We start from the raw sequence: 18,186 nt of genomic DNA on the forward strand, positions 1-18,186 counted from the left end.
TTCTCTCGTTAATAAAAATCTACCCATTCAGCAACCTCCATCTATTTATTTAATTATATAAAAAATACCTATAGACATAAACCCTTTTATTTAAGTGTCTAGTCTATAGGTATCAGTTTAAAACGCGGTCCCCTTTTAAAGCATTTATTTTACTTACTTTAAAGATGGTTTTAAACTTAAGTGGAAACTTTTGTCTATTACTTATATATGCGACAAAAAGGAAGTTCGAATTAGAACTTCCCTTTTTATCAGCTAATATAAAATTTATTTTGATATTGCTTCTTAAAATATTATTTAACTTCCATAGTTCCTGCTACTTTTGATTTTTCATCCATATGGAATGTATTTTTTGCTTCTTCATTTTTAAAGTAAACATTTCCATCTATTGTTGCATCTTCTAACGTTACTCCCTTAGCTTCAATATATACATCTCCTTTAACTACTCCACCTTCTATTTTTGCATTTTCATCTTTAATTGTTAATTTAGGTGTAGTTAAAGTATATGATGCTTCTTTTACTTTATTTTCTCCATTTTTATATAAAGCTAATACACGTGATGCTGGTACCATCTTACTTGAATCATCTTTATCAGCCTTTTTAAAACCTGTATCTAATACTACTTCTTTTGTAGTATTTACATCGTTTTCTAGTATTACAATCCAACTTTCTCCAATGGCTCTAAATAAATTTGCTTCATCAGTAACACGTGATGGAGATGTTACCATATCTGCCTTATTTTCACCAGTACCATTATTAGTATTTGTACCGTTATTATTAGTTGCACCACCATTATTTTCAGTTACAGATGGTGTATTTTCGTTAGTATTACCACTATTATCATTTTTACTACATCCTACAGATAACAATGCTACCATAGTTAAAGGAATTATTAATGATTTAAACTTCATAGCAATGACCTCCTTAAGTTTTCTCAATAATAATTTTCCCTTATTTAAATAAATTATTTATATTATTAAATTCAATAATTATTAATTTAACCCTGTTAATAAATATAAGAATAATAAAATACTTATTATTGCGCAAATATTTGTAACTGCTTGCGATTTTCTTTTTTTAACACTTGCATCATTTCTATCTTCTGTTGCATAAGTAAATAAATGTGTAACTTTATATAAAATTTCTCTCATAATACCAACTCCTAAAATTTGTGCAAAAAGGATAGTAATAAAACTATCCCTTTTACTTTTTATTTTATATTTTTTATTTATAGGGCGCTTGATTGATCACAAGCAATTTCTGCTTGTTCCATTTCTAAGTTCTTCTTATCAGCATAAGCAACGAATGGTAAGTAAATTAATACTGAAACTGCAATGTTAATTAATGCTACAACTGCTCCTTGCCATTGTCCAGTTGCTAAGAAAGCAGATATTACTGGTGGACAAGTCCATGGAACTACTGCTGATGCTGGAGCTACGAATCCTACTTTACTTAATACATAAGCTATGATAGCTGAAGCAATCGGTGCTAAAATAAATGGTATAATATATATTGGATTTAATACTATTGGTAAGCCAAAGATAACTGGCTCATTTATGTTAAAGAATGCTGGACCTGTTGCAACGTTTCTAATTGATTTATTTATAGCACTCTTTGATTTAATTATCATAGCTATCATTAATGCTGCTGTTAATCCTGAACCTCCAAGATTTACATATGAATCTAATAATTGGCTATTTATAATATTAATTCCTTCTGTATTACCAGCTGCTATAGCTGCCATATTTTCAGCTGTTAAAGCAAGGAATATAGAATTTATAACTGGTGCTAATATATTTGATCCATGTAATCCAAAGAACCATAAAAGTTGTTGTATTAATATTAATACTAATAATACTGGTAAAGAATTTGCAAGTCCCATTAATGGCTTTGAAATTAAGTTATATACATGTAGATAAACTTCTGCATATCCAAATGCTTCACAAATAGCAAATACTATTCCTACTAAAGTTAAAGTTATCATAGTTGGTAATAATGCTGAGAATGATCTTGATACTGCTGGTGGTACTCCATCTGGTAATTTGATAACTAATTTTTTATTTTGAGATAACTTAGCAAAGATTGTACCTGTAATTAAAGTAACAATTAATATAGTAATTAATCCTGATGGTCCAAGCCATTTTGTAAATATACCTGGTTCCCATCCAAGTGTTCCTGCATCAAATCCACCCCAAGTAACTGGAGCTTTATAAGCAAACATATTTGTAAATACTAAACTTGATGCTAGTGTAACTAATCCTGTTGCAAATCCATCAACATCATATGATTTACCTAATGCATATCCTATAGATATTGCAGCAAATAGTCCCATTAAGAACATTGATCCACCATACACATTTAGTGCAATTACATCTAGCCAATGTAGAGGTTGTCCTTCTACAAATAAATCTTTAACTGATTGAATCGGAAAATTGTGAATTAAAAGTCCGAAAGAACCAATAATCATAAGTGGCATTATTGTAGCAAAACCATCACGTATAGCTACTAAGTGTCTTTGAGCACCTATTTTAGATGCTATTGGAACCATATAACGTTCCATCCAGTTCATGAATCTTTCCATTTAAATTCCCCCTTAAAATTTTTGTTTATATTTACTGATTTTCTCTTAGAATATTCTTTATGCATAATTTCATTATAAAGAGTTAATCAGTTAATAACATTATTTAAAATCCTTTACATTGAATTTTATTTGATATTGTTTTCTTTACTATATATAAAGCAATTTGTGTGCCAAGTTTTTAAAATCCTTATTTTTCTTGAAAACCTTGATATATCTAGCTTTCAAGCTCTATTTTTTTACACACTTATTTTTCCCAGTCTGTGTAATTCCATTACACAAATTTATAAATAATTTATTTGTGTAATAATATGTTAATATTATTAATTATTTTTTATTTTAATTTTAAATAGATATAAAAAAAATTCTGGTTTCGCCAGAATTTTTTTTAATCACTAGATAATTTTACATTTACTATTTAATTTAAATGAGAATTTACTCCAAGGTTTTATATAGTCTAATAAAAATATTTCATCCTCAACTATCTTAGCAACTACATTAGTTTTTCCTGTGTTTTTCATATCTTTTAAAGCTACTTGTAACTCTCCTGCATATCTAGTGTATAAATCCGTATCAATTAAAATGTCCCCTCTTTTTATATCTACCAAATTGTATGGTGGGAAGCTTTCTCCCTTGTATTTTACTCTACTTTGAGTGCTTCTTGCCATATATTCTGAAGAATCTCCTCTATTAAAATGGAATTCTTCTAAAACTATTTTCTTATCTAAATCCCTTATCCCCTCTACTAATTCAACATTAAATTCTAGCATTTCTTTATTCAACTCACTTAATGCTTTAAGCTCATCCTCAGATGCAAAAGCATTTGCTATGATTATATCATCAATTAATCCCGTTGCAAATAAATGCTTAGCTTGTATATCTATTGGTAAACCTCTATGCATTTCCAAAGTACATAGTCCTTCTGATACCGGCCAAGGTCCATGTTCTGCTGAAGGAGAATTCACAAAGGCAGCAGTTCTTATCCCTAACTCTTTAAATTGTTTACTTGAAGTTATAAAATTTTCATAAGATAAACCTGTATAAATATGTGGATAGAAATTGTGACAACCATAAAGATTATTTAAATTTGCTTTATAAGAAAGTATGTTGTCAACATATTTTGTTCCATTACTAATATTTAATTCTATTTTTAACCCATACTCATTAAAAGTCATAACAGATTCTTCATATCCACTAAACCCCATGTCAAGCCTTATACCTGATAATCCCATTTCTTTAAATACTTTTAAATCAAATATAGATGCCTTTAATTTATTAAATACATTTGGATCTATATCAGCAATAACTTCCATATCATTTTCATTAGCTACACTTAATATATCTTTAAATTCATTTAAAACAACATCAATATTCTTATCACTTGCAGATATTAAACATGTAAATATTCTCTTAAAACCATATTTCGCAGCAAGTCTTATATAATCTTTTATTTCGTTAACTGAGGCATTGCTAGGGTATATTGAAATTCCTAAATTATTCATTTCTACATTCCACCTTATTTAACTTTTCATGAAGATCTATAATTTCTTCTGCTAAATCTTTTACAACTATTGATGTCATTAAGTGATCTTGTGCATGTACTAATAATAATGATACTTCACATCTATCTCCTGCTGCTTCTCCTTGAATTAAACTAGTTTGTGTTGCATGGGCATCACCTAGAGTTTCCTTTGATTTTTCTAGTAATTCTCTTGCTTCATCTATTTGTCCATTTTTCGCTAATTGCATTGCTTCCATTGCATAGCTTCTAGCTTCACCACTAAAGATTATTAGATCCATTATAATTTTTTCCATTGGTTACACCCCTTTTACGATTATTGCTACTTACTGCTCATTGATAGCGCTTGTTTTAAAACTTTTTCCCCATTCATTGTTCCATAATCTACTGTATTGATTACCTCTACTGGAACTCCTATTGGCTCGAATTTAGCTTTCATTTTGCTTAATAAAAATCTAACTTGTGGTCCTAATAATAATACATCTATTTCATTTTCATGTTTCTTTAATTCTGCCTCACCAACAGCATTTATTGTGCAATCGATTCCTTGAGCTTTAGCTGCTGCTTGCATCTTACTAACTAATAGAGATGTTGACATCCCTGCTGAACAAACAAGTAATATTCTTTTCATTTAAATTACCTCCTCATATATATAAATCCTTACACTATATCTATTAGCAATTTTAATGCCAAATTTAATCTAATAAAAATTTCACATATTATCCATCTTGAAACCGCATATTTACTCACTTCCAAAATTACAAGCAAAATTCTTCAGTGTGTAACAATTGATTACACACATAACAATAACAATATATATTCATCTTTGTTTTTACACAGATGTCTTATTATTAACTACCATTTTAACTATATGAGCCAATTCATTTTCTCCAATATTTACACTGTAGTTCTCTTCAAGAAGTTTTAAACATTGTTTTATAAGTATAAACTCTCTATTGTTTGAATGCCTAAATTCATTTAACATTACGAAAGGTGTTTCTTTTCCGCCTTTATTTAGCTTATCTATTAAGAAACAAATATGAATTAATATACCTATCTTCACTTCATGTATTAGTTTAATATTTAAATGTTCTTCTATATTAATCAAAGTTTTCCTTATATCTCTTATAAGCTTATATGAATCAATATTATTTATCTGTTTCTCCATACTCTCTACTATCTTATAGTACTCTTCTTCTTGTGATATAAGCTTTTCTAAATCATCTATCCCTTCTCCAGATAAAATATCTGCTGCTGATATAAATGGTATATTAGGGACAAAGGTATTCAAAACACCAACAATAGCAAGTATATTATATTTTTGACTTAGTGACTCTATATTGCTATAAAAATCATCTTTATCTAATATATTAAGAGCATGAATTTTAATATTAATTTTGCTATTTATATTGTTTTCTATTATTTCTTTTAATCTTTGTGCTGAACCATCCCCAGTAAAGCATGAAGTAATTATTATACTTTCCTTTTGATCTATTTTTGATGCAGCCCCTTGAATTCCATATCTCTTAATTTCAAGGCAAGATTCATATATCTCTTTTAAACCTCTTCCATTTAATGCTTTTCTTCCTGCTTCTATAACTAGCAAGGTTGTAACCATATCAATAGTTTTTACTTTAATATCAGTTTCATCTTTTATCATATCTCCAAAGTTAGTTAAAGAGCCCATATCTACTAAAAGAAAAACTCCCTTTCCAGTGTGAATTTCTTTTACTTTTTCCATAGCAATCTTATACATATCCTCAGCCTTCATACTTAAAGGCATATCTAAAGCTTGCACGTATTCTTCACCTATTAAAGAATTTGCAACCTCTACCATAGATGAAGCAGTAGAATGTCCATGCATTATGACTAGCACAGCTACTCTTTCATCTTTTGCTTTATCTTGTTCATATGGATTAGTTGCTAAAAACATTGTTATATATCCTATTTCATCTAATGGTACTTCTATATTAAATTTTTTATCTATAATGCTAGCAACTTCCATTGATACAATAAACTCCCTAGCATATTCCCCTCTAATAAAGTTTAATTTAGGATGAAATATTTTTATTCCTTGTCTTATTCTCTCTAAACTTCCTTGAATATGCAGAGCTAACCCAAAGTAAACTTTTTCATCATAGTCTCTATTTAACTTTTTAGACGCAAATAAAAGAATTTCTTCTACTAAATCTACTATCTCAACATCAACAACTTTTGATATTTCATCTTTTCTAAATTTTTCTGGTAAGTCTCTTATATATTTTCTAAAATATTTTTCTATATCTATATTTAAAATTTCATCAATTTCTTTTTCTTCTATTCCATCATTTTTTAACTCTTCTATTTTTTGTTCAATTCTGTCATAAAACATAGCTCTTTCTTTAAATTCTTCTAAGTTTTGGCTATCTTCTATTAATGCAATTTTATCTCTATATGAAAATTTAAGAACATCTCCCATATTGTTTAATATCTCATCAACTTCATCTCTATACTCTTGTAACTTCATAAGGCCCATTTTTACTCTCTGATGTAAATCTTCCTGATCAACTAATATATAGTCCTTATTTTTAGCTTTATATTTTAAAAATGCTCTTGCACAAGAAAGTTGAAGATCACTTTTTAATTGACCTATATTATTAGGACAATCATATAATAAAAATGATATTAATGCATTTTTATTAAAATAAATACTCTTTGAAACTCTTTGAGATTCATTTTCTATAAACTCTCTAAGCAAATAATATCTTTCTTTTATATTCTTCTCCTTTAATGATGGCAAGGTTATCACCATTGGTATTCTTCTGCTAAAAGTTTTAAGTAAGAATGATTGAGGATCTTCTGTGGTTGCTGCAATAATTTGTGCTTCCACATTAACAAGTTTTTCAGTATCTCCTAGCACTCTGAAATGTCCTTTATCTATATATGTAAATAACATTTCCTGACCTTGTGGAGATAACCTATGAATTTCATCTAAAAATAATATTCCACCATGAGCCTTTTTTAGCAGGCCATCTCTATCAGAATCAGCACCTGTATAAGCACCCTTCTTTACTCCAAATATTTGAGCCATAACTAGTTGTGGGTTATCTGCATAATCTGCACAATTGAATCTAACAAAAGGTGCTTCTTCTCCTATAACCTTTGACTCTATTGCAAAGTTATACATAGCTTCTGCAAACATAGATTTACCGACACCAGTTTCACCTAAAATTAAAGTGTGCAATCCTCTCGGAGGATATAATATTGCAGCTTTTGCTTGTTGAATTGGCATTTGTAAACTTAATTTAGCCCCAACTAATGTATCAAGAGTATTTCGCTTTATCTCTTTATAAGCTTTCTTAATTTCTTTTGACTTTTTATCTTCATTTTTAGTAACGCAGCTGTACTTAACTGGATGGCCTTCTATTTTGTTAAGAACTCCATCTTTATAAAGCTGATTTAAATATCTACTTACATTAGCCCTGTCTAACTTCATAAAAATACTAAGTTCACTTGCTGTTACTCCTTGATTATTTTTTACTTCTAACTCTTTTAAAGCATTATAAATCTCATCTATTTTGCTCATATTTACCTCCCATCACCTTTATGTAAACTTTTATATCTTATTAATTCTAACATATAATTATTTTTTTTACAGTAGCAAAATTTTTTGAAGATAAAAATAAAGCTTATCCTTATTTTTTATAAGAATAAGCTTATTTTTACTATTTTTAGTTTTGTTTATAATGTTTTTTTATTTTTATGATGATTGTATATGTAAAATGGAACCCCAAGTAACATAAGTATAAATCCCCACATTACTATTTCAGCTCCTGAACCATATATAGTCCACATTGTATATATAAATGCTAATAAAGGAACAAAAGATTTCTTCAAGAAAATTTTTAACGTTATATCTTTTTCACCTTTAAACATAAGCATAATTTCTGCACATGCAGTTAAAAGATATACTGGCAAAAATGCTAATGTAGCAAGTATAGTTATAAAAGTAAATGCTGAAACCATACTTTTTTGATAATTCATTATAAGTAATATATTTACAAGTACTGAGCCTATTATTAAAGCATTTGAAGGTGTTGAATATTTAGGATGTAGTTTCCCCAATCCCTTAGGAAATACGCCATCTTCTCCTGCAGCATAGGCAACTCTTGCAGTTGATAATAACCAACCAATAGTTGTACCTAAAATACATATAACTACTGATATCGCTAGAGGTTTTCCTATTGCAGAACCTAAAATCTTAGTTAATATATCAGTAAGAGGTGCAGAACTTGTAGATAGCTCTCCATTAGGCATTGCTCCCATACTAGCTACACTTATTAAAATATATATTATTGCTGAAATTATCATTCCATAAATTGTACTTTTCCTTACATTCTTTTCTGGATTACTAATTTCACCTGCAGTTACAGTTGCACTTTCTAATCCAACAAAAGCCCACAAAGTAGAAGTGGCAGCAAGAGGAACTGATTCAAGACCTTTCCCATCCGGCATCAATGGTAAGAAATTAGCACTATCAAAATTTAAAAAGGCTACTACTACAAATAATCCAAAAAATACAATTTTAAATACTGTTACAAATGACTGTATCTTTCCAGCTTTCTTAACACCCACTATATTTATAATTGTAAATATCCATAATATTGAGCTAGTATATATTATTGAAGCTAATGGATTGTTAAGAGCCGGAATTATTGCTGCACTATAACTAGCTAATGCTACTATTATAGCTGCATTACCAATCCATGAACCATTCCAATATAACCAAGCACTTAAAAAACCTGCAAATTCTCCAAAAGCTTCTTTTGTATATTGATAAGCTCCACCTGTAGATGGATATTTAGATCCTAAATTAGCAAAGGATATAGCTATCAATATTGATCCAATTGTCGTTATTATCCAAGCAATCATTGTTGCTAGTGGGCCAGATACATCTGCTAATGTTGCTGGTAACATAAATACACCTGAGCCTATCATATTTCCACACACAAGCATAGTAGCCATAAATAAAGTAATTTCCTTTTTCATATGCTTCTTTTCCATACTTTTCTCCTAAAAAAATAAGCCCAAAGATTTCTCTTTGGGCTCGTATTTATTGCAAACTTTAAACAAACACAAAGATAGCTCTCCACAAATTATTGTGACAGCTTTGCATATATTTTATACAAAACCAGTTTAAAATCCTTAAGCAAAATTATAAACTTCGGCAATAATTCCTTTCATATTAAATCATCGTGCTTACCTCATTAATATTACTATTAATTATTGCAACCTCTATCTACAAATATTTAATTTACATCTTAATTTTATCAAAATTTCAACATATGTCAAGGGCATTCGACACAAACTAAATGTTTGCTTTAAATTTTCTAAGTCTTAATGCATTTAATAATACTGATACAGAACTTAAGCTCATGGCACCAGCTGCTATCATAGGATTTAATAATGGACCTCCGAAAATATGAAGTACTCCCATTGCTACTGGTATTCCTAACACGTTATATGCAAATGCCCAGAATAAATTTTGTTTTATATTATTTATAGTCACTTTACTCAACTGAATTGCTTTTATAACGTCTACTAGATCACTCTTCATTAATACAATATCTGCAGATTCTATAGCTACATCTGTTCCTGATCCTATTGCTATTCCTACATCAGCTTGAACTAATGCTGGAGCATCATTTATTCCATCTCCAACCATTGCTACTTTTTTATTTTCGCTTTGTAATTTTTTAACTTCACTCGCCTTATCTTCAGGTAACACTTCTGCTAAGACAATGTCTATTCCTACTTCTTTTGCAATGGCTCTTGCTGTTTTTTCATTATCACCAGTTATCATTGCTACTTTTATCCCCATATTATGGATAGCTTCTATAGCTTTTTTACTATTTTCTTTAACTGTATCTGCAACTGCTACAATTCCTTTTATTTGATTATCTATAGCTAAAAACATAGGAGTTTTTCCTTCTTCTGCTAACTTATTAGATTTATCATGTAAGTCACCTAATTCTATTCCTCTTTCTGTCATTAGCTTCTTATTACCTAAGGCAATAATACTGCCTTCTATTTTTACTTCTATCCCATGACCTGGTATAGCTTTAAATTCTTCAATCTTCTTCAACATAATATTTTTTTCTTCTGCAGCTCTTACTATAGCTTCTCCTAATGGATGCTCTGAACCTTTTTCTGCACTGGCTGCTAATGCTAAAATATTTGTTTCACTTATATCTTTGCTAATTATATTTGTTACCTTTGGCTTTCCTTCTGTTATAGTTCCAGTTTTATCAAAAACAATAGTTTCTATTTTATATGCAGTTTCTAGAGCTTCTCCACCTTTTATAAGAACTCCATTTTCAGCACCTTTCCCTGTTCCTACCATAATTGCCGTAGGTGTTGCTAATCCTAAAGCGCAAGGACATGCTATAACTAAAACTGCTATAAATATAGTTAGAGAAAATACAGCTGACTCACCAGATATATACCAAGCTAAGGCTGCTATAATAGCTAATCCTATTACTGTTGGTACAAAATAAGCTGCTATTACATCAGCAAGTTTTGCTATTGGTGCTTTTGTTCCTTGAGCATCTTCGACTAATTTAATTATTTGAGCAAGTGCTGTATCATCTCCAACTTTAGTAGCTCTATATTTTATAAATCCTGTTTTATTAATACTTGCACCAATTACCTTACTTCCTACACTCTTTTCAACTGGAATACTTTCTCCTGTAAGCATAGATTCATCTATTGATGTATTTCCTTCTATAACTTCTCCATCAACAGGCAACTTTTCACCTGGCTTTACAATTACAATATCTGAAACTTTTACCTCTTCAATAGGAATAGTAAGTTCTTTGCCATCTCTAATAATATTTGCAGTCTTAGGAGCTAATCCCATGAGTTTCTTAATAGCATCTGAAGTTTTTCCCTTTGATACAGCTTCTAAATACTTGCCTAAAGTTATTAATGCAAGTATTACTGCTGCTGATTCAAAATATAAATGCATTGCATATTCATGATCACCAATATTTATTTTATATATAGCAAATAAACCATAAATAACTGCCGCTGATGTCCCTATAGCTATTAATGAATCCATATTAGGACTTAATTTAAATAAATTCTTAAATCCTATTAAATAAAACTTATATCCTACTATCATAACTGGTAAGGTTAATACAAGTTGAATTATTGCAAAATTTAATGGATTCATCATAGGATCTATAATATTAGGTAAATGCATTCCTACCATATGACCCATGGATATTATTAATAAAGGTATCGTAAATACTATTGATAAAATAAATCTATACCAAAGCTTTTTATGCGCTGGAATTTTATTTACTTCACTTTCTTTCTTTTCTTCTACTATTAATTTATATCCTGCTTTTTCTACGATATTTTTTAAATCATTAATAGATATTTTATTTTCATCAAAAGTTATATTTAATTTTTCTGTAGCAAAATTTACTGACGAGTTTATAACTCCATCTGCCTTTTTAGTCACCCTTTCAACTCTATTTGCACAAGCTGAACAAGTCATTCCTTCAACCTTAAAACTATAATTCTTAGTATTTTTTTCAACTCCATAGCCTGCTTTTTCTATAGCTTTTTCAATGTCCGAGCTATTTACTTTCTCATTGTCATATTTAACACTCAAAGTTTCGGTAGCAAAATTTACACTTGCATTATCTACTCCTTCAAGCTTATTTATTACTCTTTCAACTCTGCTTGCACATGCAGTACATGTCATACCTGATATCTTAACTTTTTCTTCTTTCATATTAATCCCTCCTATAACCACCCCCCAGGGGTGTGGTGTAATGTTATTATACTATTTTTATTTGTAATGTCAATAATAATTCTCATTAAAAATGCAAATTTATGTTATTTTGTAAATAATATAATATTGATATGTCTTATAAAAAGAATACTAATATTTATTGTTATCACCATTTATTATTAAAATAAAAAGACATATATATACCTTTTAGTATACATATGTCTATCATTTAACTTCCAGCACTTTCATATACGCTAATACCTTTTAACCATATTTTATATGATAATGTTATAGCTACCAAACTAACAATAAACGGTAAAATAATTCCAGTTAATTCATTTCCTTTTCCAATAAAATATGCACCTGGATAATATCCTGTAAAAGCAAAGGGGATAATAAATGTTAATATAAATTTTATCGCACTTGGATAAATGCTTATAGGATATTTTGCAAAGGTACTTATTGAATATGCCATAGACATATATGATTGTGAAAATTTAACCCAAAATGCTATAGATGATGTTGCAAGTTTTATTGAAGTATATATTAAAGTTGCACACATGGTTACAAAAATAAATTCTAGTATTTTCATTGGATTATAAGAAATATTTAAATTTATTGATGCTGTTACTAGTAAAATAAACCCTATTATAACCTCTCCCAAACCATCTAGCTGAACACTTTCTGATATAACTTGAAATAATGGATTTATAGGTCTCAATAAATATTTATCGAATTCGCCTTTAACTATGGTTTTCCAACTGAATATCCATAAATAATCGGTAAATATATGATCTATTCCCCTAGGTATTTGTGCAAATCCATAAATAAATAAAATTTCATAAAAACCCCATCCATCTAATGTTGGAATAACGCTAAAAATTAATTTAATAAATACAACACCAGCTAGTTGAATCAAAATAAACCCAATCAATCCTAATACAAAATCAATCCTATATTCCATTAGGGTCTTTATATATTGCTTAAGAAATTTCGAATATAATTTTATATATTTAACCATTTTATCCTCCTAATATAGTTAATTCTTTTATTAATGCCTTCCACATCTGCCTACCAATAATCATAAGTATTATTACCCACAAAAATTGAATAGATATTGCCTTAATAATTTCAATATTAGTTAGTTTTCCTAGATATATCATACTAGGTGTATATATCATAGAGCTAAAAGGAAGAAAATTAAAAATTCCTTGCATCCAGCTTGGGAAAAATACTATTGGTATTAATGCTCCAGATAGCAATTGTGATATAGCATTCATAATTTGTGTTAATCCCCACATATTTGTTATTTTAAAAGATAATAATCCAAACATATAACTATAACAAAAATTAATAAGAAATCCTGCAAAAATACTGATTAAATATAAAATTGTATTTACCATAGAAATTTTTCCACTATAGCTAAACTGTAATATAGTAACTACTACAAAACCTATAAAAAATACTACTATAAAGTTATACATTAAATTTCCTAGTGATTCAAAAAACATTCTTTTTCTGAAGTTTATTGGTCTAATTAAATTTATAGCTATTGACCCATCCTTAACTTCTCCACTTATTAGATAAACTATATCCGCATTTACAATTATAGCTGTTATAAATGAAATAAGTACATAAACTATCATCTCATTTAAGCTAAATCCTTTTATAATCATACTGTCAGAGCTTCTATATATAGCCTTCCACAAATAAAAAGTTACAAATAATAACATTAGTTCTCCTATAAAGAATATTATAGCATTTGCTCTATATGACAGATTTTTTTGAAATGTATTCTTTGTAAAGGTTAAATATGATTTTATGTCAAAAAAAGACTTCAATATTTACACCTCTTTTCTATATATCTTCTTTATAATGTCTTCAATACTTGTCTCAAAAATTGAAAAGTCTAAAACATTAAATTTAGATATTATTTTAGATATTATTTCCGCTTGGTTTGTAAAGTTTCTATTAAATCTAACAATAATTTTATTATCTAAAGCCTTCATTTCTAAATTTTCTTTACTAATATTCATTTCATTATTAATATCAAAGTTTTCATATCCCTTTAAACTCTTAACTTGAGCCTCTATAGTTGTTATGTATCCATAGTTATCTTTAATATCTTTTAAGCTCCCATCATATATCTTTGTTCCATTATCTATTATAATGATTCTATTACATAATTCTTCTATATCATTTAAATCATGAGTTGTAAGAATGACTGTAGTCCCATATTTCTTGTTAATTTCTTTTATTGCACTTCTAACTTTTTCTTTTACAACTACATCTAATCCTATTGTTGGCTCATCTAGATATATAATTCTAGGATTATGTAATAATGCTGCTGCTAAATCAGCCCTCATCCTTTGACCAAGAGATAATGTTCTTACTGGACTAAGGATAAACTCATTTATTTCTAAAACTTCATTTAAAAATTCCATCCTTTCTTTAAAATCGTTATCATTTACATCATAAATATCTTTTAATAAAGAAAAGGTTTCAGAAAGAGGCAAATCCCACCACAATTGTGTCCTTTGTCCAAAAACAACTCCTATATCCTTAGCGTTTTTTTCTCTATTTTCATATGGAATTAACCCATTTATAGAAATAGTTCCAGATGATGGAGTTAAAATTCCTGTCATCATTTTTATAGTCGTAGACTTACCTGCACCATTTGCCCCTATATATCCAACAATTTCCCCATCTTCTATTTCAAAACTAATATTATCAACAGCTTTCTTGACTATATATTCCCTAGAAAAAAATGATTTTATAGCACCTTTAAATCCTGGATACTTTTTATTACTTTTAAATTCCTTACTTAAATTTTCAACTTTTATCATATACTCACCTACCTTTATTAATAAAGAAAATATTTCCAGATCATTCTACTATGACTATACTATTCAGTCAACAAATATATTCATTTAGTTTACATATATTTAATATTTTGTATTTTGATACAATTTATATATTATTAATTTGTGTTATAACTTAATATCTTTCATTTAAATGTTTTATAATTACATCTATATAAACTTAAATGTAATTTATATTTAACTCCCCCAAGTTTAATTGATAGTATTTTAGTAAATTTAAAACTCTATTATAATAAAAAATTTATACTATAAAACAAAAAAGCCACCCAAAATAGGTGGCTAAAAATTTTTACTTAACTGAATCTAAAACATCTTGTACAGCTTTTACATAAGTTCCAACCTTAATTGAAACTCCTGATACTGCATCTGTATTTCCATCATCATTAGTTAATTTTATTTTTGAAAGATCGAAATTATTCTCAACCATGAACTTTTCTAATAATCCCATTTGTTCATGCCAGTGTTTAGCTTCGCCTTCCTTCATTACATATTTACCTTCTTCAGAAGCTTTTTTCTTCATTGAACCGTCTTCTTGTTTAACATCTATATTAACTCCAACTGGTTTTCCATGGTTAAATACAACTTTTGTAACTACCATATCTTTTTTCTCTCCAGTTGAATCATATGGAGTTTCAGCTATTTTAGCTCCAGTGAATCCAGTTTCTAATTCCTTACCTTCTTTAACTGCATCTATAACTTCTTTAACTGCATTTACATAAGCTCCAACCTTAATTGATACTCCTGATACTGCGTCTGTATTTCCAGCATCATTAGTTAATTTTACTTTAGATACATCAACTTTGTTTTCGTTCAAGAAAGCTTCTAATAACTCCATTTGTTCTCCCCAGTTTTTAGCTTCGCCTTCTTTCATTACATAATTACCTTTTTTAGCTTCTTCTTTTTTCATTGTTCCATCTTCTTGACGAACATCTAGTGAAACCTTTACCGGTTCCCCCTCTTTAAATTCAACTTCAGTTACTATAACGTCACCTTTTGCTCCAGTTGCGTCATATAATGTTTCATATTTTTTTGTTCCTGTGAATTTCTCACTTTTTTCTGTTGAGCTTGAGCTATTATTATTTGAAGTTGAAGCCTCTTTACTTCCACATCCAACTAATAATGCAGTTGATAATAAACATACAGCAATTAATTTTTTTGATATCATAAAATTTATCCCCCTAAAATGATATTTACAAGATAATTCTATACTGACTTTGTTTTTTTTTCAACAATACTGTTAAATTATTATCCTTTATTTATATGATAAATTCATTTATTTATATAACATAAATTAACGTTTTATTACATATCGTCATATTTTTTTACATATATATTTAATATCGGTTTATTTTATTAATAAAATAGCATATTTTATTAATCAGCAACACATTATTTATAATATCTACTTATTATTGAACTTCCTTTTGAAAACGTAAACCAAATATCATTTTTCGTCATTTTTTTAACATTTTATTTTCATTATTTAATTTATCATTGTAAAAATCTGCCACATTATTCCTTAAAGCATATATAGTAGCTTGGACTCTATCTTCTACTTCAATTTTTTTAAATATGCTTGTAATATAATTTTTCACTGTCTTTTCTGATAAAAATAACTTCTCTGCAATTTCCTTATTTTTTAACCCTTTCGAAATCTCATATAGTATATTTAATTCTCTATTTGTTAGTAATTTCAAAGATTCTATTTCTTTATTTTTCCACATAACATCATTTTTAATGTCTAAAAACATAGCTTTTATTAGAGACTTGTCTATATACTTTTCATCTAAATAGACATTTCTTATAGCATTTACAATTTCACTTCCTGCTGATTCTTTTAATATATATGCATCTGCACCAATATCTATTGACTCCATTATAGTCTTTCTATCATTTTCTACAGTTAGCATAACTATTTTAATATTAGGATATAATATCTTTAATGTTTTTAAAGTTTCTATTCCATTTTTTCCAGGCATATTTATGTCTAACAATATAACATCTGGATCATACTCGTTTATGTTATTAAGTAGCTCTTCACCATTTCTAAACTCTCCACATATTATTAAATCTTCTTCAAAACTTATTATTCTATTTAATCCTTCTCTTATCAAATCATGATCATCTACTACTATAACCCTAATTTTATCATTAATCATTTTTTATTACCTTTCTGTTTATTGGAAGTTTTATTTTATATATAGTTCCTTCACCATTTGAAGATTTTACTTCTATTTTCCCTCTTAATTGTTCTACCCTTTCAAATATACCAATCAATCCATAACGATTTCCTTTTTGTTTAGTATTTATTAAAGTTTCTTGCACATCAAAACCTATACCATCATCTTGAAGATAAATATATATATAATCTTTAATATAATTAATTCTTAAGTAAACATATTTTGCTTTAGAATGTTTTTTAATATTATTTAATATTTCCTGTATAATCCTATATATAGCAATCTGCATTATTTTTTCTACTTCATAGTTTGACTCATCAACATTAATATCTATTTTTATGTTAGCTTCTGCTGATATAATATTTATCATATCTTTTATAGCTTCCATTAACCCCAGTTCTTCTAAGTGTAGAGGCCTTAAATCATAAATTATACCTCTTACTTCTTTTAATGCCATTCTTATATTGGATTTCAAATCATCTAATTCATTTATTCCTTTTTCAAGGTCTTTTTTAACTACTACTTTACAAAAATCCACGCGCATCAATACATTTGCAATGTATTGAGCTGGTCCATCATGTATTTCTCTTGCTATTCTTTGCCTTTCTAACTCCTGATTTTCCAATATCTTTATTCCAGTTATCATTTGAGACTTTTCATCTTGGTCTTTTATTATATCTAAAACATTACCTTCTAGATATCCTAATGCTATATTAATTTGATTAACCGCTCCTTGTGCCTCTTCTATACTTAAGCTATAATTTTTCAAGGTTCTTTCTAAAATATCTCTTTTTAAAATTAGCTCTTTTTCTTCATTTTGTTTTGTTATATATCTTACTCTAATATCTAACGCTTCTTCATATATATCTTTAAACAAATCAGAATCAACCTGAGATAATTTTTTTGATTCCTCTACTAATTTATTTCTCATTGCTTTATCAATTTTTTCTAAATAATCTACTTCATCAATAACTTTAGAAAGTCCACTCTTAACAGCCTTAAGTTCTTTCTTTTTAATTTCTAATTCATCTCTCATAGTATCTGCTATATGAAAGATTTTAGATTTCCCTATATTAATCTCTTCTATTACGCCATCAATAATTTCTTTTACATTCTCAGAAGAATATTTCTCAGTTACCATTATACCCTCACCGACTTTTCCTTAGATAAAATTATAAATATACTTTTAAAATACCATATTTTTATTAATTAGTAAAATATTTATATAAAAAACTACCCTAGATAAA

15 protein-coding genes and 1 riboswitch are annotated in these 18,186 nt (G+C 28.1%); all 15 genes read right to left on the reverse strand.

The annotated features are described in order from the left end of the window. Nucleotides 1–290: 290 nt before the first annotated feature. Nucleotides 291–908 carry a hypothetical protein gene (locus NSA50_RS03290; protein ID WP_257442977.1) on the reverse strand — a complete coding sequence of 206 codons (618 nt, stop codon included), beginning with the start codon at nucleotides 906–908 and terminating at the stop codon, nucleotides 291–293. An 81-nt stretch (nucleotides 909–989) separates the two neighbouring features. Continuing rightward, nucleotides 990–1,148 (reverse strand): hypothetical protein, encoded by a 159-nt coding sequence (locus tag NSA50_RS03295; RefSeq protein WP_195429361.1) that lies wholly within the window; start codon nucleotides 1,146–1,148, stop codon nucleotides 990–992. Nucleotides 1,149–1,225: 77 nt separating this feature from the next. Further along, nucleotides 1,226–2,578: a PTS sugar transporter subunit IIC gene (locus NSA50_RS03300; protein ID WP_257442978.1), complete on the reverse strand. Its 1,353-nt coding sequence runs from the start codon at nucleotides 2,576–2,578 to the stop codon at nucleotides 1,226–1,228. Between the two features lie 392 nt (nucleotides 2,579–2,970). After that, the gene (locus NSA50_RS03305; RefSeq protein WP_195429360.1) at nucleotides 2,971–4,077 is read right to left on the reverse strand and encodes a DUF871 domain-containing protein; all 1,107 of its coding nucleotides are present in this window, start codon (nucleotides 4,075–4,077) and stop codon (nucleotides 2,971–2,973) included. Then, nucleotides 4,070–4,390, reverse strand: coding sequence for a PTS lactose/cellobiose transporter subunit IIA (locus NSA50_RS03310; protein ID WP_195264340.1), 321 nt, complete (start codon nucleotides 4,388–4,390; stop codon nucleotides 4,070–4,072). Before NSA50_RS03310 ends, NSA50_RS03305 begins: the two co-directional genes overlap by 8 nt. Before the next feature lie 26 nt (nucleotides 4,391–4,416). Further along, complete coding sequence (locus tag NSA50_RS03315; protein WP_008678226.1) at nucleotides 4,417–4,725, reverse strand: PTS sugar transporter subunit IIB; 309 nt, start codon at nucleotides 4,723–4,725, stop codon at nucleotides 4,417–4,419. Between the two features lie 201 nt (nucleotides 4,726–4,926). Continuing rightward, nucleotides 4,927–7,659 (reverse strand): sigma 54-interacting transcriptional regulator, encoded by a 2,733-nt coding sequence (locus tag NSA50_RS03320; RefSeq protein ID WP_195264339.1) that lies wholly within the window; start codon nucleotides 7,657–7,659, stop codon nucleotides 4,927–4,929. A 155-nt stretch (nucleotides 7,660–7,814) separates the two neighbouring features. Beyond that, complete coding sequence (locus tag NSA50_RS03325) at nucleotides 7,815–9,137, reverse strand: APC family permease (protein WP_195264338.1); 1,323 nt, start codon at nucleotides 9,135–9,137, stop codon at nucleotides 7,815–7,817. 70 nt (nucleotides 9,138–9,207) lie between these two features. Next, a riboswitch (Lysine riboswitch) is annotated at nucleotides 9,208–9,379 on the reverse strand. Nucleotides 9,380–9,441: 62 nt separating this feature from the next. Continuing rightward, entirely contained in the window at nucleotides 9,442–11,877 is a 2,436-nt protein-coding gene (locus NSA50_RS03330) for a heavy metal translocating P-type ATPase (RefSeq protein WP_257442983.1), read from the reverse strand. 229 nt (nucleotides 11,878–12,106) lie between these two features. Continuing rightward, entirely contained in the window at nucleotides 12,107–12,898 is a 792-nt protein-coding gene (locus tag NSA50_RS03335) for an ABC transporter permease (protein ID WP_195264336.1), read from the reverse strand. 1 nt (nucleotide 12,899) lies between these two features. Further along, nucleotides 12,900–13,718: an ABC transporter permease gene (locus NSA50_RS03340; RefSeq protein ID WP_195264335.1), complete on the reverse strand. Its 819-nt coding sequence runs from the start codon at nucleotides 13,716–13,718 to the stop codon at nucleotides 12,900–12,902. Between the two features lie 3 nt (nucleotides 13,719–13,721). Then, a complete protein-coding gene (locus tag NSA50_RS03345) occupies nucleotides 13,722–14,723 on the reverse strand; it encodes an ABC transporter ATP-binding protein (RefSeq protein ID WP_195264334.1) in 1,002 nt (333 codons plus the stop codon). A gap of 325 nt (nucleotides 14,724–15,048) precedes the next feature. Next, the gene (locus NSA50_RS03350; protein ID WP_195264333.1) at nucleotides 15,049–15,924 is read right to left on the reverse strand and encodes a hypothetical protein; all 876 of its coding nucleotides are present in this window, start codon (nucleotides 15,922–15,924) and stop codon (nucleotides 15,049–15,051) included. Between the two features lie 289 nt (nucleotides 15,925–16,213). After that, nucleotides 16,214–16,918 (reverse strand): response regulator, encoded by a 705-nt coding sequence (locus tag NSA50_RS03355; RefSeq protein ID WP_257442988.1) that lies wholly within the window; start codon nucleotides 16,916–16,918, stop codon nucleotides 16,214–16,216. Next, nucleotides 16,911–18,080: a sensor histidine kinase gene (locus NSA50_RS03360; RefSeq protein ID WP_257442989.1), complete on the reverse strand. Its 1,170-nt coding sequence runs from the start codon at nucleotides 18,078–18,080 to the stop codon at nucleotides 16,911–16,913. The genes NSA50_RS03355 and NSA50_RS03360 overlap by 8 nt, the downstream gene beginning before the upstream one ends. Between the last annotated feature and the right edge of the window lie 106 nt (nucleotides 18,081–18,186).

It is taken from the genome of Clostridium mucosae (assembly GCF_024622765.1).
Taxonomy (GTDB): Bacteria; Bacillota; Clostridia; order Clostridiales; family Clostridiaceae; genus Clostridium.